The 21218-nt window shown below is 65.7% G+C and carries 21 protein-coding genes and 1 tRNA gene; 6 read left to right on the forward strand and 16 right to left on the reverse strand.

Going from position 1 to position 21218, the window contains the following annotated elements:
- Window positions 1-43 precede the first annotated feature (43 nt).
- The 12 genes from ACYU98_RS12925 to ACYU98_RS12980 form a co-directional block, all read right to left on the reverse strand.
- Window positions 44-574, reverse strand: coding sequence for a GNAT family N-acetyltransferase (locus ACYU98_RS12925; protein ID WP_460468625.1), 531 nt, complete (start codon window positions 572-574; stop codon window positions 44-46).
- 115 nt (window positions 575-689) lie between these two features.
- Window positions 690-902 carry a hypothetical protein gene (locus ACYU98_RS12930; protein WP_460468626.1) on the reverse strand — a complete coding sequence of 71 codons (213 nt, stop codon included), beginning with the start codon at window positions 900-902 and terminating at the stop codon, window positions 690-692.
- A gap of 447 nt (window positions 903-1349) precedes the next feature.
- On the reverse strand, window positions 1350-2819 hold the full coding sequence (locus ACYU98_RS12935; protein ID WP_460468627.1) for a type I restriction-modification system subunit M: 1470 nt from the start codon (window positions 2817-2819) through the stop codon (window positions 1350-1352).
- Window positions 2812-3384 carry a PIN domain-containing protein gene (locus tag ACYU98_RS12940; protein ID WP_460468628.1) on the reverse strand — a complete coding sequence of 191 codons (573 nt, stop codon included), beginning with the start codon at window positions 3382-3384 and terminating at the stop codon, window positions 2812-2814. Before ACYU98_RS12940 ends, ACYU98_RS12935 begins: the two co-directional genes overlap by 8 nt.
- Before the next feature lie 3 nt (window positions 3385-3387).
- A complete protein-coding gene (locus ACYU98_RS12945) occupies window positions 3388-3879 on the reverse strand; it encodes a helix-turn-helix domain-containing protein (protein WP_460468629.1) in 492 nt (163 codons plus the stop codon).
- Between the two features lie 86 nt (window positions 3880-3965).
- On the reverse strand, window positions 3966-5009 hold the full coding sequence (locus ACYU98_RS12950; protein WP_460468630.1) for a hypothetical protein: 1044 nt from the start codon (window positions 5007-5009) through the stop codon (window positions 3966-3968).
- Window positions 5010-5043: 34 nt separating this feature from the next.
- Window positions 5044-5940, reverse strand: coding sequence for a GIY-YIG nuclease family protein (locus ACYU98_RS12955; protein WP_460468631.1), 897 nt, complete (start codon window positions 5938-5940; stop codon window positions 5044-5046).
- Window positions 5937-7226 carry a restriction endonuclease subunit S gene (locus ACYU98_RS12960; protein ID WP_460468632.1) on the reverse strand — a complete coding sequence of 430 codons (1290 nt, stop codon included), beginning with the start codon at window positions 7224-7226 and terminating at the stop codon, window positions 5937-5939. Before ACYU98_RS12960 ends, ACYU98_RS12955 begins: the two co-directional genes overlap by 4 nt.
- Window positions 7223-9988, reverse strand: coding sequence for a type I restriction endonuclease subunit R (locus ACYU98_RS12965; protein ID WP_460468633.1), 2766 nt, complete (start codon window positions 9986-9988; stop codon window positions 7223-7225). The genes ACYU98_RS12960 and ACYU98_RS12965 overlap by 4 nt, the downstream gene beginning before the upstream one ends.
- A gap of 12 nt (window positions 9989-10000) precedes the next feature.
- Window positions 10001-10675, reverse strand: coding sequence for a hypothetical protein (locus tag ACYU98_RS12970; RefSeq protein WP_460468634.1), 675 nt, complete (start codon window positions 10673-10675; stop codon window positions 10001-10003).
- 92 nt (window positions 10676-10767) lie between these two features.
- Window positions 10768-10844 (reverse strand) — tRNA-Pro (locus ACYU98_RS12975).
- 86 nt (window positions 10845-10930) lie between these two features.
- The gene (locus tag ACYU98_RS12980) at window positions 10931-11866 is read right to left on the reverse strand and encodes a metallophosphoesterase (RefSeq protein ID WP_460468635.1); all 936 of its coding nucleotides are present in this window, start codon (window positions 11864-11866) and stop codon (window positions 10931-10933) included.
- 76 nt (window positions 11867-11942) lie between these two features.
- Here ACYU98_RS12980 and ACYU98_RS12985 point away from each other — a divergent pair, with 76 nt between their 5' ends.
- On the forward strand, window positions 11943-12392 hold the full coding sequence (locus ACYU98_RS12985; RefSeq protein ID WP_460468636.1) for a GatB/YqeY domain-containing protein: 450 nt from the start codon (window positions 11943-11945) through the stop codon (window positions 12390-12392).
- A 24-nt stretch (window positions 12393-12416) separates the two neighbouring features.
- On the opposite strand, the gene ACYU98_RS12990 is transcribed toward ACYU98_RS12985, so the two are convergent.
- On the reverse strand, window positions 12417-14789 hold the full coding sequence (locus ACYU98_RS12990) for a transglycosylase domain-containing protein (RefSeq protein ID WP_460468637.1): 2373 nt from the start codon (window positions 14787-14789) through the stop codon (window positions 12417-12419).
- A gap of 230 nt (window positions 14790-15019) precedes the next feature.
- Between ACYU98_RS12990 and ACYU98_RS12995 the strand changes: the two genes are divergently transcribed.
- The gene (locus ACYU98_RS12995; protein ID WP_460468638.1) at window positions 15020-15322 is read left to right on the forward strand and encodes a WhiB family transcriptional regulator; all 303 of its coding nucleotides are present in this window, start codon (window positions 15020-15022) and stop codon (window positions 15320-15322) included.
- A 58-nt stretch (window positions 15323-15380) separates the two neighbouring features.
- On the opposite strand, the gene ACYU98_RS13000 is transcribed toward ACYU98_RS12995, so the two are convergent.
- The 3 genes from ACYU98_RS13000 to ACYU98_RS13010 are packed head-to-tail and all read right to left on the reverse strand — an operon-like array spanning window position 15381 to window position 18253.
- Entirely contained in the window at window positions 15381-16544 is a 1164-nt protein-coding gene (locus ACYU98_RS13000) for an ArsA family ATPase (protein ID WP_460468639.1), read from the reverse strand.
- Complete coding sequence (locus ACYU98_RS13005) at window positions 16541-17527, reverse strand: ArsA-related P-loop ATPase (protein WP_460468640.1); 987 nt, start codon at window positions 17525-17527, stop codon at window positions 16541-16543. Before ACYU98_RS13005 ends, ACYU98_RS13000 begins: the two co-directional genes overlap by 4 nt.
- Before the next feature lie 24 nt (window positions 17528-17551).
- Window positions 17552-18253 carry an alpha/beta hydrolase family protein gene (locus ACYU98_RS13010; protein ID WP_460468641.1) on the reverse strand — a complete coding sequence of 234 codons (702 nt, stop codon included), beginning with the start codon at window positions 18251-18253 and terminating at the stop codon, window positions 17552-17554.
- A 125-nt stretch (window positions 18254-18378) separates the two neighbouring features.
- Between ACYU98_RS13010 and ACYU98_RS13015 the strand changes: the two genes are divergently transcribed.
- The 4 genes from ACYU98_RS13015 to ACYU98_RS13030 are packed head-to-tail and all read left to right on the forward strand — an operon-like array spanning window position 18379 to window position 21181.
- Window positions 18379-19656, forward strand: coding sequence for an NAD(P)/FAD-dependent oxidoreductase (locus ACYU98_RS13015; RefSeq protein ID WP_460468642.1), 1278 nt, complete (start codon window positions 18379-18381; stop codon window positions 19654-19656).
- Between the two features lie 43 nt (window positions 19657-19699).
- Window positions 19700-19855, forward strand: coding sequence for a DUF4177 domain-containing protein (locus ACYU98_RS13020; protein ID WP_460468643.1), 156 nt, complete (start codon window positions 19700-19702; stop codon window positions 19853-19855).
- A 2-nt stretch (window positions 19856-19857) separates the two neighbouring features.
- The gene (locus ACYU98_RS13025; protein WP_460468644.1) at window positions 19858-20331 is read left to right on the forward strand and encodes a RidA family protein; all 474 of its coding nucleotides are present in this window, start codon (window positions 19858-19860) and stop codon (window positions 20329-20331) included.
- Window positions 20332-20335: 4 nt separating this feature from the next.
- Window positions 20336-21181: an NUDIX hydrolase gene (locus tag ACYU98_RS13030; RefSeq protein ID WP_460468645.1), complete on the forward strand. Its 846-nt coding sequence runs from the start codon at window positions 20336-20338 to the stop codon at window positions 21179-21181.
- The last annotated feature ends 37 nt before the right edge of the window (window positions 21182-21218 follow it).

Below are 21218 nucleotides of genomic sequence, written 5' to 3' on the forward strand. Positions count from 1 at the left end.
ATGAATATGTCGAGCTGCTCGACCGACCGGCGACAGCCCGCCCCTAGAGGTGCTGCGCGAGTGCGACGAACCTGCGGTCGGCGAATTCGAAGGTCTCGAAGGGGTGCCAGCCCAGGTGCTGATGAACGGTCAGGGAGTTCGTGTTCGCCTCCTCGACGAACGCCACAGCGACCCGGTAGCGATCGGCCGCCTCGCCGAGCAGGCGGTCGACCAAATGCCGCAACACTCCGCGGCCCCGGAAATCGGCGTCAACGACAACGGGTCCGTAAAGGAAGTAGCTGGAGTCGCCGAAGTGCTGCGCCGCCAACTCATTGGTGCGCCCAGCCGGTCCGCGGGTTGCCGCGCCAGGTGGGGTGCTCAGCGCGACGCCGGCGCGCGTGCCCTCGACCTCGGCGATGTACATCCCTGTGCCACGGACGATCTTTCGCAGGCCCTCGACGGTCCATTCGCCCTGCACGAAGCCGTCCGCCCGCTGGTGTTCGCTGAGGTTCTCGGCGCGGTTGCGGTCGATCAGGTCGATGATCCACTCGAAGTCGTCCTCGGACGCCGGTCGGGTGCTGATTGATGCTGCCATGCGCACATCTCATCACTCGCGGTGGTGAGTCGTCAGCCGGCCGACCAAGCAGTGGCGTGCGCACGTTGTGGACGGGCGGTCTGCGTCGCCCCCGGTTCGCGGAAGCGACCCGGGCTCAGGCGAGGGGCAGGGTGGAGTCGACCTTGCACGAGCGGTCGTGGTCGTCGATGACGACCGCCTCGGCGGCGCTCGGCGAGCACATCGCGCCTGCGTTCATCGGGCTGCACTGCGACAACGGGGTCGACCTGCGCCTCGGCACACGATCACCTCGATCGGTCACAACGGCGGACAAGCCACCGTCACCACTGCGGACGGCGACACGTTCCATCCCGACCACATCGTCGTGGGCATCGGCACCGTGCCCGAGGTGCAGCTGGCCGAGGCCGCCGGGCTGGACTGTCCGAAATTCGGTGTTTCTGGCCTTTGTTGATTAGTACTTCTGCGGGAAGCAGAGACGAGCGGAACGCAAAGCTACACGGTTGGAACGGGGACCATCAGACTGACGGCGGCTTTTCGTAGAGGTAGTCATACCTCCCCGAAGGTCAGGTCGTGCCCCTGGCGGTCACGCCGGGCAACAAAGATCATGGAGAGGACATCGACTGCCGGGAGGATCCATGGCTGACCGCTCGAAATCACGTCCGGCGCCTCTGCGAACCCGCGCCCCCGTCTCTCATGCGAACAAGGTCGCCGCGGCGCGCGTATACATCGCGGCCAGCGCCAAGAGCGGGCAGCCCGTGCCCGATTGGATACGCGAGCTCGCCGCGGGCAAGGACCGTTAGCTGCGCAGTTGTTCTTCCAAAGCCGTTGCCAGTGCTTCGAACTCGGCGAGAGCGGCGGTGAGGTCTTCGACGATTTCGCGGGCGATGACGTCGGGGGAGGGCAGGTTGTCGAGGTCCTCGAGGGAGTCGTCCTTGAGCCAGGTGATGTCGAGGTTCGCCTTGTCGCGGGCGACGATCTCGTCGTACGTGAACGGTTTCCAGCGCTCGGACTCGACACGCTCGGTCGCCGTGTACGCCGCAACGAACTCATCCAGGTCGGACCGGCGCAGCGGACTCTGCTTCAGCGTGAAGTGCTTGTTGATGCGCAGGTCGTAGACCCACAGTCGCTCGGTCCACGGCTGGCCGGGGCGGGCGACTTTCTTGTCGAAGAACAGCACGTTCGCCTTCACGCCCTGGGCATAGAAGATCCCGGTCGGCAGGCGCAGCATCGTGTGCAGGTTGAAGTCGGTCAGCAGCTTGCGCCGGATGACCTCACCAGCTCCACCTTCGAAGAGCACGTTGTCGGGCAGCACGACCGCGGCGCGTCCGTTGGTGTCCAGGATCGTGGCGATGTGCTGGACGAAGTTGAGCTGCTTGTTGCTCGTGGTCGCAACGAAGTCCTGCCGCTCGATCTCGCGGTCTTCCCGAACCTCGCGACCGTCGGCGCCGACCATCGTCAGCGACGACTTCCGACCAAACGGCGGGTTGGAGAGCACGACCGACCAGCGGCGGCCCGGATCGGCGATGAGGGAGTCACGCACCTCGATCAGCGAGTCACCGTTGGAGGTGCCCATGCCGTGCAGCAGCAGGTTCATCGCGGCCAATCGCGCTGTGCCGTCGACGAGTTCGTAGCCTGAGGCGAAGCCGTCGCGCAGGTGATCACGCTGCGTTGGCGTCATCGACTCGGCGCCGCGCGACGCGTGGTCATGCGCTACGAGGAGGAATCCGCCGGTGCCGCACGCCGGGTCGACGACCGTGTCGGCGACCGTGGGGCGGATGACGTCGACGATCGCCTGGATGAGCGCCCGCGGGGTGAAGTACTGACCAGCTCCGGATCCCTTGTCGGACGCGCCCTTGGACAGCAGTTCCTCGTACGCGTCGCCCTTGATGTCGGTGCCTGACTGGGACCAGTTCTCCTTGTCGATGAGGTCGACGATGAGCCGGCGCAGCTTGGCCGGGTCTTGGATGCGGTTCTGCGCCTTGCGGAAGATCGTGCCGATGACGCCGTCCTCGCGGGCGAGGCCGACGAGGATGCGGGTGTACTCGTTCTCGAGCTGGTCACCTTGGGCGTCGAGCAGCTTCTGCCATGAGTACTCCTCGGGCACGATCTGCTCAGGCCGAAGCTTCCGGGTCGCGCGTTCGTGGGCCATCTTGAGGAACAGCAGGTACGTCAGCTGCTCGGTGTACTCGATAACTCCGACTCCGTCATCGCGGAGCACGTCGCAGTACGACCAGAGCTTGTCGACCAGGCGGCGTGAGTCAGTCATTGTGAACTCCTTGGCTTCGTATGCGAGCGACCGCCGCAGCGAACCGGGGGACACCGGTGCGACGCAGCGAGTCCAGTAATTGGGGCAGCGACTGTGCTGGCCGGGACGATTCGCGCGACTGATTTCTCAGGGCAAGAAGGGTTTCGTGCGGGTGCAAATCGAGTTGGTCGAGCAGGAAGTCATCAGGGTGGGACACGGACAGGCCCCACCGCGCGAGCTCGACCGCCGGGAAGTCTTTGAGATTCGCCGTGACGATGACCTGAGAGCGCGACACTACGGCGGCGGCCATGACATGCGCGTCGTCGGGATGGCCGGGCATGTCGTCAAGCAACTGCTCGTACGCCGTGACGGTCGCGTTCGGGAACGCGTCGGTCATGGCACGGATCCGGGCCTGCGCGCCTTTGACACCAACGGACGGGAGCGGGGACAGGTTGCGCTCCAGCTCGACCAGAACATCAGCCGACCAGCGCGGTTCGAACGCACCGTTCTCAGCAATCCGCAGCAGTGTGTCGCACAGCGTCGGTGGGTAGAGGACACAGGTGTCGAGCAGGACCTCGAATGTCATTACTCAGTGGCGCTTCAGCGGCGGCTGTCCATCGAGAAGGTCATACAGGCCGGCGCTCTCCGCATCCCGTGCCATCTCGTCAAGACTCTTGCGCCGTTGTACGGCAACACGCTCTTGATAAGCGATCAGATCCTGGAGAGCGACGTAACGGTGCCGGCCAGGCTTCACGGCTTCCAGGTCGCCGCGATCGATGATGCGCACAAGGGTCGGCCGCGAGATGCCAAGGAAGTCGGCAGCTTCCTGGGTGGTGAGCATCGCGTTGTGGGGTGCGACGGTGACCCCCATCCCGTGAGCCATTGCGTCCGCGACCTGCACCAGGACGCGGTGGACTTGCGCCGACAATACGAGCGTTGTGCCGTCCGGCGCGATGAGTGCGGCGAGCCCGCCATCCCCCACCTGCAGGAACTTGGCCAAGGACGCTGCAGACGCCTCGTCTTCCGACGACGGGAGGTAGGTCTCGGTGTGCCGCGCGGCGGTCTTCGTTGGAGTCGGCATGTTCCCGATGGTAGATCAAAACGAACAAAACGAACAGGCGCTTTCGAGTGGTCTCACCCGAAGCAAAATCGCCCGGGTCTCGCTCGTCAGTCGGTGTTGCTCGCTGTTGGGACGGCGTCGAGCTCGAGATCGCGTATGGCACGCCACTGCTCGGCGGAGATAGCGTCGAGCCGGTAGTACGACTGCGGCGGCTCGCCGTTCTCCTCGCCGTACCAGGTGTCGTAGGGCGGGTTGCTCCGATCGAATTTGCGACGGACGACGATCGAGAAGCCGCCGTAGTCTCCGCGATGTTGGGGTACAGCCCGGCCGGTGGACGCCATGACACGGAGACCGCCGATCCACTGCTCGGGAGCACGCGCACACATGTCTAGTGTCGCGAGAACGGTTTCGCTCACTCCGAGGCTCGCCAACTGCCTGAGGTCCGCTTCGCTCCAGGGCGTAGCCGGGAGTGTGTTCGCCGACTTTGCCGTTGTCCGCTCTCGCCGGGCCGGGGCGACGACGTAGTCTTCGACGTCGGCGACCGGCCACAGTCTCGACACGGTGATGGCGTGACCTTGGCCCCACTCATAAGCGCGCACCTGGATGAGCATCATGTCGACCCCCTGCTCGGTGAGCCAGACTGCAGCAGAGGTGACGGCGGCGGGAAACTCGCCAGCGACAAGCGTGATGCGCGGGTTTCGGAGTGTCTCGGTGGAGAGTTCGGGCGCATGGGTAGTCAGCGCAGCGAGAGCCTCCTCGGCCGTCGACGGTGCGTCGTCGGTCTTCCGTACGAATGCCAGGTATGCATCCGCGAGGTCCTCGAGCGAGAACCGTGACGCCCGGGCCGCGTAGTTGATTGCCTGGGTGGTCACGTAATCGGGGGCTCGGTCTCGCTTCAGTTCTGCGACGACGAGGCGTCCGTCCGATCCCAGCCCGAGGATGTCGAGCCGGTCGGCTTCACGGCCATCCTTCGACATCCACCGATCGAATTCGCTGGTCACGATCAGGACGTCCGGGCCGAGGATCTCCGGATTTGCGATCACCCACTCCTGCAGATGGCCACGCTCGCGCAGTCCGGCGGCGGCAAGCGAAGTCTCTCGCGCAGGCGCGGCGGTCGTGCCTTGCACCTTGAACACGAGTTCGTCCGTCATCGAGTTCTCCTGTCCTCTGTTCGCGCCGGCGTGATCACTCGACGCCTCGAGCTTCCCACGCACCGAACGATCCCTCGGATGAAACCCACTCGACGCGCCCGTTGCAGGAGCGTCCCACGGCGATGGCGCCGGCCGTCGACGGCGAGGAGAAGATGATGTCTCGCGTCACCCGACCGAGTCCTTTCTCGACAACGATCGATCCGTCGGCCAGCAGGCTCTCGTGCTGCGCGCGGTAACTGGCGTACGCCTTCTGAGTGCTGGCTGCCTTGCCGACCCCGTGCCACTCGGGTACGACGACGGAGCCGCTCAACATGATGAACTCGCCGTCGACCTGCTGGGCTGATGCATCAACGCCCTGGCGAGCATTCCGCAGGGTGAAGACGGGCGACTCGCTCGGTGCTGACTGAGCAGCGTCGGTTCGCGCTGAGCGAGCCCGGATCGCGTTCACTCCCAACACGGGCAGGACGATCTGGAGCTGACCGAGGAAGTACTCCATGTCGGACGCGTCCGCCTCCGGTAGGCGAGGTGTCGGAGGGGCAGTGCCGTTCTCAAGGGTGACTCGTCCGGCCTGGGTGGCGAGCTCAATCAGCCGCGACTCCAAATACCTGCCGTGCGACTTCGTCAGGTTGGTGTCTTTGGAGGTGATGACGATGACCTGGTTCCAGAAATCCTTCTCCTTGGCGTGGCTTCGCAGCCGGGTGGCAACAACGTCGGCCTCACCGACATAGCAGCGGGTGTCGCCGACAGCGCTCTCGTCCTCGCCGAGCAGGAGGTAGACGCCGGTGCGCTCGGCTTCCTCGCGGCGGAGCAGGTCGGCCAGGTCGGAGCGCCGGGCGGACAAGACGTGGCCGGTCCAGTTGGTGATCTCGGCCGTCGTCAGCCCGCCCGGGGTGCCGTCGACGAGGAACAGCTTTACCTGCTTGCCGTTCACGCCAGAGCCCCCGCCAGTTCCTCGACGACCTCGTCGTCGGAGCGGTGGCCAGTGAGTTTGCCGCTGAACGCCGCTGCGAGAATTGCGCGCCGCAGCGAGTTCTGCCGCGCGGCCAGGCGATCGGCTTCCGACTCGAGCTGCATTGACTTCTCCTCGAGAGCGTCGTATTCGACCACTGCGCGGCGCTGAGCTTCGGGCGATGCCTCTGGCACCTCGACACTGAGCAATGACGTCTGTGAGATGTTGCGCATCGAGTCCTTGGTGCCGGTGGCCAGGCGGGAGATCTGCTCTCGGACCGACGGACTTTGCAAAGTCCTCCAGAGCCATGCAACGTCAACGTCAGCCATGGGGACGAGTCTCAGGCTCTTGTCACTCAGGAGAAGCTTCGGCGGGACAGCGTCACCGACCAGAACGCTCGCACCGACGTAGTCAGCCGTGTTGGCGCGACTGACAAGGAGGTCGCCCTTGTGGATCTCGTACTTCGGATTGGCCTGGTCAGCGGGGATCGCCTTGTTTTCGTCCGGTCTGAAGCGCCCCCAGGTCATCGCCGAAACCTTGATGATTCCCCATTCGTCCTCAGTTGCGGGAGCTGCTGACCCGCCCAAGGACCTGCCAGACTCGATTCGGTTCACGAGGTGTCTGATCGGGACACGAGGCCCCACTCCTCCAAACAGCCCGTCCAGCTGAGAGCGTCGGAGGGAGTTGATCCGGTGGTGCGCAGCGGACACATACTCCGCTGCTGCGTCGAGGCGGGAGAGGTGGTCTTCGAGGATTTCGACGATCCGCAGCTGCTCACGTAGGTGCGGAGTCGGGATGCTCAAGCCTGACCTGAAGCGAGCCAGGCTGACCTTGCGCTGCGCAACTCCGCTTGTGATGCGTTCGATCTGCTGCTTGATGGCTGGCGCTTGAATGGCATACGCAACGAATTTCGCGTTGAAGTCGTCAGTCGGCCGCAGGCGAATACAGTCTGCGGTAATCACAGCAGGCCCGGCGCCTGAGTAGACCGTCGAGTCCCCTGGCGGCTCGCCCATCTTGGTGATGAGAACGTCCCCGGGCCGGACAAGGTGGGCAGCCAGCTCTTGCGCTTTCTCCGGCTCGACAAATGCGCGAACGTTCTTGAAGTCCCGTGCGCGGATATCTCGCACGAAGACGAGTGGAACTCCGCTGGTCCTGTAATCAGTCGTCTTGAGGTTGCTACCGAACGGTCCAATGACGAGTCGGGTCTTGTCTGCACCAGAGATCTGGTGAGGCGTGACCGCTCGCCAGCCGTTGGGCAGCGCGCTCACGCCGTGAGCTCCGCGTTCAGATTCTCTAGGAGATCGGCTGCTTGGTCGCCAAGGTCCCGCAAAGCCCCGTCTACACCACCGCGCTCGGTGAAGGGCGCCTCGTCGAGATCCTCGGCGGTGATGCCGGCGGAGTTCGCGATCACTTCGATCATCCGGTCCAGCCACCACCTTTGTGTCTCAGTGAAGTTCACGCCCGCGTGATCTTGTTGGGCGAGCCACGCGGCGTACCGCTCCCGTACTCGGTCGGCGTACGGGACGAGCTCGTCGTCGACGCCGACGGTATAGCGCAGCAGTGACACCAGGTCGGTGAGGGTGTGTCGGTCGCTGTGGCGGACACGGTCGACGTACAGCGTTTCGTACGCGGTCCAGATGATGTCGGTTGTCCAGTTGTGCGGTGGCCGGCTGATCCGGTCGGCGAGCTCCTGGATGTCGGCGAAGTTGATCCGGCGTGCTCGGGCTTCGCCGAGCAGCTGGATGGCGGTGATCTCGTCGCGGTGCTCGTCGAGGTACGCGCGCCAGGATTCGACGACCGATCGGGCGCGGCTGGTGTCGACAACGCCACCGGCGTCGATGAGCGTGTCGGCGTTGACCTCGTCGATGACGCGGTCGTGGGTGGCGCGCAGTTCGAGGATGCGAGCTCGCAGGTCGGGGTTGGCGGCAATCGGTCGCGTCGCATCGTCGAGTAGGCGTTGGATCGCGGCCTCCGGATCTGCTTGTCCGGCGGCAGCATTCGCCTGGGTATCGGGATCGACCGCGTCGACGAGTCCACGCACGATGTCACGTACGGGCACGCCGGCGACCTCGTCGAGCTCCTCGCGTTCGGCTGGGGTGAGGTCGAGCTCGAGCTTGGCCAATCGTGAAGCGAGAGTGGCGGTTTCAGCTTCGGTCAGGGAGAGCGTGGCCGCCTTGTCGAGGAGCTTCTTGAGCGAGACGCCCTTCTCGCGGTTCAGCGGAGGGTCGACGAAGTCGTGCTCCGTCACGCCGACCGCGTCAACGATGACGAACCGGGTCTTGCCGGACGCGTCCGGGGTGACCGACTGGAAATCGGCTGGCGCGATGGTGCGGGCGCCGCGGCCCTTCATCTGCTCGAAGTACTGCGCCGACCGCACGTCACGCATGAAGAACACGCACTCCAGCGGCTTCACGTCGGTGCCGGTGGCGATCATGTCGACGGTGACGGCGATGCGCAGACTCGGCGAGGTGCGGAACGCCTGCAACTGACCTTTCGGGTCCTTGGCGTTGTAGGTGATCTTGGCGGCAAAGTCATTGCCCTTGCCGAAGACCTCGCGCACCGTGGTGACGATCTCCTCGGCGTGCGCGTCGTCCTTGGCGAAGATCAGCGTCTTCGGCACGGTCGAGCGGCCGGGGAAGATCTCAGTGAACAGGCGATCGCGGAACGTCTCCAGCACGAGGCGGATCTGCGACTTGGCGGTGACCGCCCGGTCGAGCTGCTTGTGCGTGTATTCGAGGTCCTCTTCCAAGGCCTCGAGCCGCTGCTTTCGGGTGCGCCTGTCGACCTTCGGCACGACGGTGGTCGCCTGAATCAGGCCGCCGCGCTCGGAGATCTCCGTACGGATTCGGTACACGTCGAAGTCGACATTCACTCGGTCGGCGACCGATTGTGGATAGGTGTATTCCGAGACGAGGTTCTGGCGGAAGAACGCGAAGGTCTGTTTGCCCGGTGTCGCGGTCAGGCCGACGACGTGCGCGTCGAAGTACTCCAGCACGCCGCGCCACACGCCGTAGATCGACCGGTGCGCCTCGTCGACAACGACCAGGTCGAACGTCTCCGGCGGCAACTGTGCGCTGTAGGCGACGGTGACGGGGGAGTCGGGCACGAAGTCGTCCAGGCCGGGATCGTCATCGGGCGTGACTTCCTCGCCCTGCAGGCCTTTGTAGACGCGCTGGATGGTGGAGACGACGACGTTGCTGCTGTCGAGCATCCCCGCGCGGGTGAGCTTGTCGACGTTGTAGATCGCGGTGAAGCGGCGGCCGTCGCCGGGCGTGCGGTAGTTCTGGAACTCCGCGATCGTCTGGTCGGCGAGGTTGTTGCGGTCGACGAGGAACAGGATGCGTTTGAATCCGCCGAACTTCAGCAGCCGGTACGCGAGCGTGACCGCGGTGTACGTCTTACCCGCACCGGTCGCCATCTGCACCAGCGATCGGTCGAAGTGTTGCGCTGCGAGTGACTGCTCGACTCCGTTGATCGCGGTGATCTGCGCCGGCCGCAACGCGGACGTGTCGAGCTCGGGCAGGTGGCGCACCTTGGCTCGCCAGGTCGGCGCGGTCTCGTCGGCTTCCGCGTCGCGGATGATCCGCGCCAGTGTCGTCGGCTGTGGGAACGCGAACACCTGCCGCGATCTCGCGTCCGGGTCGTACCCGTTCGTGAAGTGCTTTTCGGTGCCGCTGGCCTCGAACACGAACGGCAGACGACCGTCCCGCGTCAGCGCCTTGAGCCGTACGTCGGCCGGCAGGCCCTCGGCGTACATCGCCGACTGCCACTCGACGCCGCTGAGCGTCGTGCCCTGCGGCTTGGCCTCGATGACACCGACGACGCGCTGATCGACGTACAGCAGGTAGTCGGCCCGGCCATGACCAGACTTCATCGTCACCTCGCGGCACGCAACACCCTGCGCGGCGAAAAGATTCAGCGCCATCTTGTCCTGGACGACCCAGCCGGCATCAGACAGCTGACGGTCGATCAACACCCGCGCACGCGCTTCGGCGGCAAGCCGAGCGTCGTCCCCCTGTGGCGAATTCATGGTGCCTGCAGGTTACTTCGGAGTCGTGCCCGAATCTGCGAATCGACTGCCTCGAGGTCCCTCCGTAGGAAAGGAGTAGCGACGATGTTCGATGTCCTGCATCGCACCCATGGCAGCCTCGAGAAGTCGGGACAGGTGGGCGTGCATCTCGTGGAGATTCACCTCGTCGCCGAGGATGGTGAAGATGGTGGAGGCGGGATCGTAATGATTTAAGTAGAAGGGCTCGGTCGCCTCGGCGAAGTGGATCATGTTTGGTGGACCGACGGAGTCCCGCATGATGTTGCGGTCGGGAGAGCTCAGCCTCCTGTCCAATCGCTCGTCGAAGTGCTCGACCGCATCGCGCACCCGCCGGTTCTGCAGCGGGCTGTCCTCGGCTACTTCCAGCAACTCGCGCAATTCGGGGCCGCGAACTTGTGCTAGGGCTTTTCGCCTCTGGAACTGCGCGGCATCCTCGCCCTCGCCACGCCTCGGCGACGACGGCCACAACAGCTTGGACACCATCGCGGATGCGTTAGCAACCCCTCGAGCGTTGTGGAAGAGGGCGCCGGCCGATTGCGATCCCAGTGCCGAATGGAACGTCGCTTGAGCGGCCAGTACGCCGGCAGACGCCTGCTGGATAATCTCTTGCAAGTAGACCGACCGCGCATGGTCATCCAGGGCGGTGTGATCGCGGGTTTCGTCATCCACGAACGAACTCTAGGCAGCAGAAGCACTGTCTGCGCCTTTCCAACGGAGAAACGTGGAACGGCCCTGATCCGCAGATCAGGGCCGTTTCCATTTGGTCGGGGTGACAGGATTTGAACCTGCGGCCTCGTCGTCCCGAACGACGCGCGCTACCAAGCTGCGCCACACCCCGTGGCCTGCGTACGTTCTCGCTTGTGGCGATACGGCACGCAGCGAGGTCAGACTTTACCCTGCACGAGCCGAAACTCCCAATCGGGTTCAGCCGCGCGGGGTGAGGGTCATCAGCGTCGCCTCCGGGCGGCAAGCGAAGCGAATCGGCGTGTACTTGTTGTGGCCCAACCCGGCTGAGACATGCAGGTACGCGGCATCCGACGGGGCCGCCGAGGAGGGCGCGTTGTCGCAGCCGGGCCACCACCGCGACAAACCCTTCACCCGGTCAGTCCCGAGGTCGCAGTTGGTGACGAGTGCGCCATAACCGGGAACGCAGACCTGGCCGCCGTGGGTGTGTCCAGCAACGATCAGATCCGCACCGTCCGCAGTCATCGCGTCGAGCACTCGCAGGTATGGCGCGTGGGTGACGCCAATGGTCAGGTCCGCATCCTGTGCCGCCGGAGCCGACACAGTGTCGTAGCGGTCGTATTTCAGGTGCGGGTCGTCCACGCCCACCAGTTCGACGTCGAGACCACCGACGGCCATTCGTACGCGGCGGTGCATCACGTTCGCCCAGCCGCCGGCCTCGAACCCCGCCACCATCTCCTGCCACGGCAGCGACGGCTGCTGCAGGTCGTGAGCCTTGCGGTGGTCGGGATTGAAGTAGCGGAGCGGGTTGCGCGGCGCGGGGGCGAAGTAGTCGTTCGACCCGAGCACGAAAGCGCCGCGGAACTGCAGGAGCGGCCCCATCGTGTCGAGCACCGCAGGCACAGCATCCGGGTCGGAACAGTTGTCGCCGGTGTTGATGACGAAGTCGGGGTTCAGGTCGGCGAGCCCCTTCACCCAGTCGATCCGCCGCTGCTGCCGCGGCACCAGGTGCAGGTCACTGACTTGCAGCATTCGTACAGGGTCTGCCCCTGTGGGCAGGACCGGCACCTCCACGTGGCGCAACGCATACCAGTTGCGTTCGATCACGGTCGACCACGCCAGCGCAGATGCGCCGGCACCCACGAGGGACAACGCGCTGGCAGTGACTGGATGCATCCCGCCATCGTCGCAGGGGAGCGCGGCGGGACAAAACCAGGCGAGTCCGGTCACGGCAAGGTGGGAGACTGGGCGCATGACCCTCAAGGACACACTCCAGGCCGACCTCAAGCAGTCGATGAAGGACCGCAACCAGTTGCGCTCGGGCACCCTGCGCATGGCCCTGGCAGCGATCACCAACGCGGAGGTGGCCGGCGACACCGCCAAGGAGCTCTCGGCGACCGAGGAACTCGCGGTGATCACCAAGGAAGCCAAGAAGCGCCGCGAGGCGGCGGAGGCGTACGAGGGTGCCGGCCGCAGTGAACTCGCCGAGCGGGAGCTCGCCGAGTTGGCCGTGCTGGAGACCTACCTGCCGGCCCAGCTGACCGATGTCGAGCTCGACCAGATGATCGCCGATGCCATCGCTGAGTCCGGCGCGACGAACATGAGCGGCATGGGTTCGGTGATGAAGGTGCTGCAGCCGAAAACCAACGGTCGGGCCGATGGTGGCAAGGTTGCCGCCGCGGTGAAGCGTGCGCTGAGCTGACCAAGCCTCGACCGGCGAGGCGGGTCAGCCGGTTGGGCCTGCTTGAGTTGTCGCTGGAGGCTGAGTGGTGGTGGCGGCTGCACTGCCGGTGCTCGGGTAGATGATGACCGCCGACCCCTTGGTCGCGCTCGAACCCGCGGTGGGGTTGGTGAACGCCACCAGACCGCGGTACATCCTCGACGGCTGGGGCGCGCCCATCGAGACGGTGAAGCCGGCGGACTCCAGCAGCGACTTTGCGTTCCCCTGGCTCTGACCGGTGACGTTAGGCACCGTGACCTGCTCGCCCTGGGTGAGGGCGCTGGAGGGGGCTGGGAAGTTCAGCTTCGGTTGACCCTTCAGCGCCTGGTCCATGACGGACTTCCAGATTGGCGCCGCGAGGGTGCCACCGAAGATGTAGCCCTTATAGGACGTTTTGCCGAGAGTGACGTCCTTCAGCGGCTTCTGCGAGTTGACGTGACCAACCCAGATGGCGGCAGCCAGCTGCGGGGTGTAGCCCACGAACCAGGTCTGGATCGCGCCGGTGATGGTTCCGGTCTTGCCGGCGGCCGGGCGGCCGTCAGCCAGAACAGCGTTCTTGGCGGTGGCCAACGGGTCGGGGCCGAGGACCGACTCGAGCACCTTGGTGGTGGCGTTGGCGACGTCCTTGGTGACGACCTGCTTGCAGGCCGGCAGCTTCAGATCGAGTGCCTTGCCGGAGGAGTCCTTGATCGACTTGACCGGACGAGGCTCGCAGTATTTGCCCTGCGCGGCCAGGGTCGCGTAGGCGTTGGCCAGCGACATCGGGGTGACGTCGGAGGTGCCGAGCGTGATGTCGGACGGGGTCTTGCCGATCGGCCGGCCGGAGCCGTTCTGCAGGCCGAACTTGGTCGCGATGTCACGCACCTTGCAGGCTCCCACCTGGGAGACCAGCGAACCGAACGCGGTGTTGACCGACTCAGCGGCTGCCTGGTTGAGCGGCATCGGGTCGGCCGCCACCGGGAAGTCGTTGTTCACCGACCACTTCTCGCTCCTGCCGAGCCCGCAATCGCCGGGGAACTCGTTATGGCTGTAGACGTAGTACTGGGTGCCGTCGGGTTTGCGCTGCATCTTCGGCAGGGTGATCTTGCTGTCGAGCTTCATGCCGCTCTCGAAGGCGGCGACCACGGCGAAAGCCTTGGCCGTGGAGCCATAGGCAAAACCGTTGTTGCCGCTGCTGCCGGTGGTGTAGTCGAACGCCGACTTGCCAGTTCCACCGACCGCCGAGAACGTGGTGTTCTGGCCAGAGGCGAGCACCAATCCGGTTCCGGGTTGAATGATGACGCCAGCGGACTGCACGTCGGCGGAGTTCCCGACCGGCACCTTGGCCTTGATCTCCTTGTCGATGATCGACGCAAGCCGCGGGTCGAACGAGGTCTGGATCGTCAGGCCACCGCTCTTCAGCTTGCCCTCACGCTCCTTGCGCGTCTTGCCGAGCGCGGGCTGCGACATCAGCCAGTCGTTCACGTAGTAACAGAAGTAGGGGTAACGCGAGGTAGCGCAACTGTTGCTCACCGAGGTCACCTTCAGCTGCAGCTTGCTGCCGGCCGCTGCGGTGTATTCGGCATTGGTGATCTTGCCCTGCTGATGCATCTTGTAAAGCACCACGTTGCGGCGCTTGACGGCCGCGTCGGGGTTGTTGATCGGGTCGGTCACACCGGGGGCGTTGACGACCCCGGCCAAGAGCGCCGACTCCTGCAGGTTCAGCTGCGAGGCGTGCTTGCCGAAATAGTGGCGAGCGGCAGCCTCGATGCCGTATTGCTGGTCGCCGAAGTAGACCAAGTTGAGGTAGCCGTCGAGGATCTGGTCCTTGGAGTAGTGCTGCTCCAGGGTGACCGAATACTTCAGCTGCTGCAGCTTGCGGACGTAGCCCTGCATACCCGAGCGCGAGACAGCCTCGGCAGCAGCCGACTGATTGCCCGAGTTCAACGCCTGGTTCTGCATCGCGACCTTGACGTATTGCTGGGTCAACGTTGAGGCGCCCTGGGTTCCACCGCTCATCACGTTGGAGCTGATCGCGCGCAGCAGACCGCGGGGGTCGACACCGCCATGCTCGTAGAAACGCTCGTCCTCGATCGAGACCTGCGCAATGCGCATGATCGGCGCGATCTGGTTCAGCGGCACCACGATCCGGTTCTGGTTATAAGGAGTGCCGATCACCGACCCGTCGCTGGCCAGGATTTTCGACTGCTGGGCCAACGGGTTCATCTCGAAGTTGCCAGGAATCTGGTTGAACATCTTGATGCTGCTGTTGGTCGCCTGGCCCGCCACACCGACGGCGGGAAGAGCGAGGCCGGCGAGCAGGAGGCCCATCGTCATGGCAACGGCGATGAAGCCGCCAAGCAGCGACATCACCTTCGCGAGGCTGGAGGACTTGCGCATGTGGGTCAGGGTAACGCGGCGGACTGTCAGGCTCCCCCGCTCGACGCGCACGGGCCGTCTCGCGGCATGGGGAGACAGGTGGCGAGGAGGTGAAGAATTGGGGTCTTCTCAGCCGCCCGAGTACTCGCTAGTATCGCAAATGTCGAACGATCGTTCGGGAATCAGCCGGGGGCAAAGGCGCAGATTCCGGGGGCTCGGCCGTTTGACACTGTCATCCCAAGGAGGAATTGATGACTGCTGTCCTTCCGGACCATGCCACCTGGAACGAGAACTGGGTGAGTCGCGCAGAATGTCGAACTGGCAGACCTGACGACCTGTTTGCCAAAGGTGCCGCTCAGCAGACCGCCAAGGTTGTCTGCCAGAAGTGCCCCGTAGTCGCCGAATGTCTCGCCGATGCACTCGACAACCGCACCGAGTACGGCGTGTGGGGTGGCATGACCGAACGCGAGCGCCGTGCGCTCCTGCGTCGTCGCCCCGACGTACGGTCTTGGGAGCAGTTGTTCCGAACGGCCCGAAACGACGGGGTCGGCTGACCCCGAAACACCATGACAAGAGCCACCCCGCGGGGTGGCTCTTGTCATATCCGAACAGTCAGACGCCGCTGAGTTCGGCGCCGATCGATCGCAACTCGTCGATGTCGTTCACGTCGTGGCCGGCAGCGGAGACCTGCACGATCGGCACCTGCGGGTGGCGAACCGTGAACCGCGCGATCGCTTCAGCGTGTCGAATGCCGAGCTCGGTGATCCAGGCATGCCAGCGCAACAGCGAAGCGGTGTCGGCCGGCTCCCACCCCTTGGGTCGCTGCGCGACATCGTCGAGCTGGGTGGCGGCGGCCTGGGCGCGGGGCGCGGTGACCGAGGGCACGTAGGTCATCTGTACGCGGTTGACCACGACCCCGGCCAGCGGCATCGAGTCCGTCTCCAGCCGGTCCACGAAGAACGCGGCCTCGCGCAACGCGTCGCGCTCGGGGGTTGCCACCACGACGAACGCAGTCGAGGGGTCCTTCAACAGCGCGTACGTCTGGTCGGCCCGCTCGCGGAACCCACCGAACATGGTCTCCAGCGCGGCCACGAAGGTTTGGGCGTCGGAGAGGAACTGAGCGCCGAGCACCTTGGACATCACACCCATCACGGACGAGACACCAGCGCTCACCACCTTCAGATAAGCGCGGCCCCCGGCGCGCGCGGGCGCCGTCATCAACCGGATGAAGCGGCCGTCCAAGAAGGTGCCCAATCGCTGCGGTGCGTCCAGGAAGTCCAGGGCAGAGCGCGACGGGGGAGTGTCTACAACGATCAGGTCCCAGCGCGGTTTCCCGGCGGAGTCGAGTTCGGTGAGCAGCTGGCCGAGCCGCTCCATCGCCATGTATTCCTGCGTTCCGGCGAACGAACTGGAGACCGCTTGGTAGAAGGGGTTGTCGAGGATCTGCTGCACCTTCTCCGGCGCGGCGTGACGCATCACAACCTCGTCGAAGGTGCGCTTCATGTCGAGCATCATCGCGTCGAGGCTGCCGCCGGCTGAGGTGTCGACCGTCGGCACCGTGCGCGGCTGGTTGTCCAGATGTTCCAAGCCGATCGCCTGCGCGAGGCGCTTGGCCGGGTCGATCGTCAACACCGCGACCGCGCGACCCTGCTCCGCGGCGCGTACGGCGACCGCCGCAGAGGTGGTTGTCTTGCCAACGCCACCGGATCCGCAGCAGACGATCGTACGAATGCGGGTGTCGGCGATCAGCTGGTCGATGGACAAGTCGGTGGTCATGATGCGGCCTTCCCGAGGATGTCGGCGAGTTGACGCAGTCCGCCGCCTTCGACGCCGGCCGGCAGCATCGGCAGGTGGTAGGTGGGGCGCTTCAACGCCGAGAGGTCGTCGCGTTGGCGGTCCTGCAGGGTGAGCCGGTCCGCCAGATCTCGGCCGGCCTGAGTGAGGCCGTCGACCAGGGTGGGTCCGACCCGCAGCCCAGCGGCCGCCAGGTCGCCTTCCAAGGCGGACCAATCGGCGTCGTCGGCGGTGAGCATCGTGGTGGCGGTGTCGCTCAACAGGTCGGCGCGCTCCTGGTTGACGATCACGTTGCCGAGCGGCAATCCGATGGTGCGTAAGTCGGCGACCGCGTCGAGGGTTTCCTGCACCGGCATCTCTTCGAGCAGCGTCACCAGGTGAACCGCGGTGGTGGGGCTGGTCAGCATCGCGGTGATCGAGTCGGCCTGATTCTTGATCGGGCCGACCTTCGCCAGCCCGGCCACCTCGCTGTTGACGTTGAGGAATCGACCGATCCGGCCGGTCGGTGGGGCATCGAGCACGATCGCGTCATAGATCGGTTCGCTTTTGTTCGCCCGTCGTGCCGGACGGCGGCCGGCCACCTCGTAGACCTTGCCGATCAACAGCACGTCGCGAACGCCGGGCGCGATGGTGGTGGCGAAGTCGATGACCCCGAACCGCTCCAGCATTCCGCCGGCGATACCGAGCTTGTAGAACATCTGCAGGTATTCCAGCAGGGCGGCCTTCGCGTCGACCGCCAGGCCACTGACGCTGCCGCCGGCGGGCGTACGGATGATCCGCATTTCGTGTTCGCCCAACGGGGGAACGTCGAAGAGTTGGCTGATGCCCTGGCGGCCCTCCACCTCGGCGATCAACACGTTCTTGCCTTCATCGGCCAGGGAGAGGGCCAGCGCCCCGGCGACCGTCGTCTTTCCGGTGCCGCCCTTTCCAGTGACGATGTGCAGGCGTGTGCCGTCCCAGCTCATGCAGGCGATCCTACTGGCCGGTCACTACCGCCGAATCCGGGAACGGACCACCTCGAAGGGTGGACTTCCGGGGGTGATCAACGGCCAGTGGTCGCAGCCGGGGACCTCGATCAGGGTGGCGTCGTGGGTCGCGGCGTAGTGGCGAGACTGGGAAATCGGCACGTCGATGTCATCGGTTCCGTGGATCAGCAGCACCGGACACCGCGCCTGGCCGAGCATCGGGTCGGCCTCCGCCCAGCGTTCGGGGTGGTCGGCGAGATCGCCGAGCAGCGCGCGCGCCGCGTCGTCGCCGAGATGATCGGCGTCGGCGGCGCGCAGGTCGACGACGCCGGAGAGGCTGACTGCTCGATGGAAGGCGCGGTGGCCGGCTGCCCACACGGCGAGGTGGCCGCCGGCGGAATGACCGGCGACGACCAGCGGGCCCTCGAGATGCGCGGCGGCGAGGTCGATGGCAGCCAGGACGTCGTCGCGCATCGGCTCCCAGCGGTCGACCGATCGGCGGCGGTATTCGATGAGCGCGACGGACAAACCGCCAGCGCGCAAGGACTCGGCCATCGCGGCGAGGTGACTGCGGTCGTACGCCGGTTTCCAGAAGCCACCATGGATCAGCACCACGCTGCCGGCGCTGTCATCGGCGACATACAGGTCGATCACCTGGTCGCGATCGGGGCCGTACGAATGGGTTTGATCGGCGGGCGTCGAGGGTGGTGCAGGCAACGGATCCATGAGCGAACTCCCCAGTACGGCGGTGCAATACCAGCCGCCGGCGGCCGGTGTTAGCGTCGCTAGGAGGCTATCCGGAGTGCGTCGTCGAGCGTGGCCCGGTTCGTTCGGAAAGGGATTAAGACGAGATGACGCAGCGGCTGACATCGGTGTCGGGTGGAACCCCCCATGTGGTGGTGATCGGCGCCGGAATGGTCGGGCTGTCGACCGCCTGGCACCTCCAGGAACAAGGGGTGCGAGTCACCGTCGTGGAGCGTTCCGGTGTCGCAGCCGGCAGCTCGTGGGGGAACGCTGGCTGGATCTCGCCGGGGCTGTGTGTTCCGCTGTCCGACCCTTCGATCCTGAAATACGGACTGAAGGCGCTGCTCGACCCGGACTCGCCGCTGTTCATCCCGCTCACCCCCGATCCTCAACTCGCTCGCTTCCTGATCGGATTCGCGCGCCGCTGCACCCCGGGGCAGTGGAAGAAGACGATGGACCGTTACGTGCCGATGAACCGCGCGGCGATCGGTGCCTACGACGAACTTGAGGCCGGCGGCGTCGCCGCGAAGTCCCACGATGCGCCGATCATGGCGGCCTTCCGCCGGGCCGAAGACGCCAAGGGCCTGGAACACGAGATCGAACTGATCCACGCCGCTGGCCTCGAACTCGAGGCCACTGAGGTCGACAGTGCGTCGCTGCGCGCGGAGCTGCCGATCGTCAGCCCCGACGTGGAGAAGGCGATCCGCCTGGGCGGGCAGCGCTTCATCAACCCCGGCGAGTATGTCGACGCGCTCGCCGCTTCGGTGGCCGCTCGCGGTGGTGACGTGGTGATCGGGTCCAACGCCCGCGCATTGCGCCACGGCCCGCAGGGTGTGACGGTCGAGATGATGAGCGGCGAACCGGTGTCGGGAGACGCCGTGGTGATCGCCACCGGCGCCTGGCTGCCGGAGCTGGCGAAACGATGCGGCGTACGAGTGCCGTTGCGCGCCGGTCGCGGCTACAGCTTCTCGGTCGGCATCACCGAACCGGCGAACCGTCCGGTGCCCTGCCCGGTCTACTTCCCGTTCGAACGGGTGGCCTGCACACCCCTCGGCGACCGGTTGCGGGTCGGCGGAACGATGGAGTTTGCCGACACCGAAGCGCCGCTCAATGCCGAACGGGTGCGCGCAATCCGCAAGAGTGCGGAGAGCTTGCTCAGCGGAGTCGATTGGACCGACGAACGCGACGTGTGGGTCGGCGGCCGACCGGTGACGGTCGATGGGCTCCCGCTGATCGGCGAGACCGCGACCCCGAGGGTCTATGTCAATGGTGGCCACGGCATGTGGGGCATCACCCTCGGCCCGCTGTCCGGCAGACTGCTGGCCCAGCAGATGGTCACCGGAGTGGTGCCCGACGAACTGCGACCGTTCAACCCGACGCGATAATCGTCCTGACCGCCAGATTCTGATCGAACCGAAAGGCAACACCATGCAGCAGTGGGAATACGCCACCGTGCCGCTGATCGTCCATGCGACCAAGCAGATCCTCGACCAGTGGGGCGAGGACGGCTGGGAGCTGGTGCAGGTTCTGCAGGGCGACGCCGGCAACCTGGTTGCCTACCTCAAACGTCCGAAGGGGAACTGAGTATGTCTGCAGTTGAAGACCGTCTGGCCGAGCTGGGGCTCTCCGTTCCCGCCGTGGCGGCGCCCGTTGCCGCTTACGTTCCGGTGATCCGCGACGGCAATCTGGTGATGACCTCCGGCCAGCTGCCGTTGGTCGACGGTGCGTTGCCGACCACCGGCAAGGTCGGCGCTGAGGTGACCCCCGAAGACGCCGCGAAACTGGCTGAGACGTGTGCGCTCAACGCGATCGCCGCGGTGAAGTCGCTCGTCGACGACCTCGACACCGTCCGAGTGATCAAGGTTGTCGGCTTCGTCGCTAGCGACCCGTCGTTCACCGGTCAGCCAGCCGTGATCAACGGTGCCAGTGAGTTGCTCGGCAAGGCGTTCGGCGAAAAGGGTGCCCACGCTCGCTCCGCTGTCGGCGTTGCCGTGTTGCCGATGAACGCACCCGTCGAGGTCGAGATCACCTGCACGGTCGCCGACGCCGCGCAGGCGTGACGTCGTGAACCCGGGCGAGGTCGTCGAGCGGCTGTGGACGCCGGCCGGTGGCCTCGCTCGGGTTGCCGGTGCGTGGATCGACGCCGGCTCACCCGCCGGCGCCCCGCCACGCTCGGCCGCCACCGTCATGCTGCTGCGCGACGGCGAGGCCGGGGTCGAAGTCTTCATGATGCGTCGGGTGCGAACGATGGAGTTCGCACCCTCGATGTGGGTCTTTCCCGGCGGCGGGGTTGATGCGCGCGATGTCGCCGGCCCGCCTGATTGGTCCGGTCCGTCAGCCCAGCAATGGGCCGAGCGACTAGAGGTTTCGGTCGACGAGGCCGTGTCGTTGGTCGTGGCCGCAGCCCGAGAAGTCTTCGAGGAGTCCGGGGTGTTGCTGGCGTCGCGCGGCGATGGCGACATGCTCGCGCCGGCCGATCATCCGCAACGGGCGGCCGATCGCGCTGCCCTACTGAACCGCGACCTGAGCTTCGCCGAGTTGCTGCGCGCCCGCGGACTGACACTGCGTACGGATCTGTTGCAGGTCCAGGACCACTGGGTCACCCCCGAGTTCGAACCGAAGCGTTACGACACCTGGTTCTTCGCCGCCCTGCTTCCGGCCGGGCAGGAACCCGACGACGACACCACCGAGTCTGATGTCTCCACGTGGGTGCGACCCGCCGATCTGCTCGCCGCAAAGGAGCGAGGCGAAGCGCTGATGCTGCCGCCCACCGAGCTGCAGTTGCAGCGGATCGACGCGGCGACCGACGCGGCCGCGATGGTCACCCGCGAGGCTCACCTGATGACCGTCATGCCGGTCGCCGAAAAGGTCGACGGTGAAGTCCGGCTCCGCACCCGTTATCTCGCCTGACGCCCCCACCCCTTCGCCCGCGGGCGACCGACGATTC

It is taken from the genome of Calidifontibacter terrae (assembly GCF_054778835.1).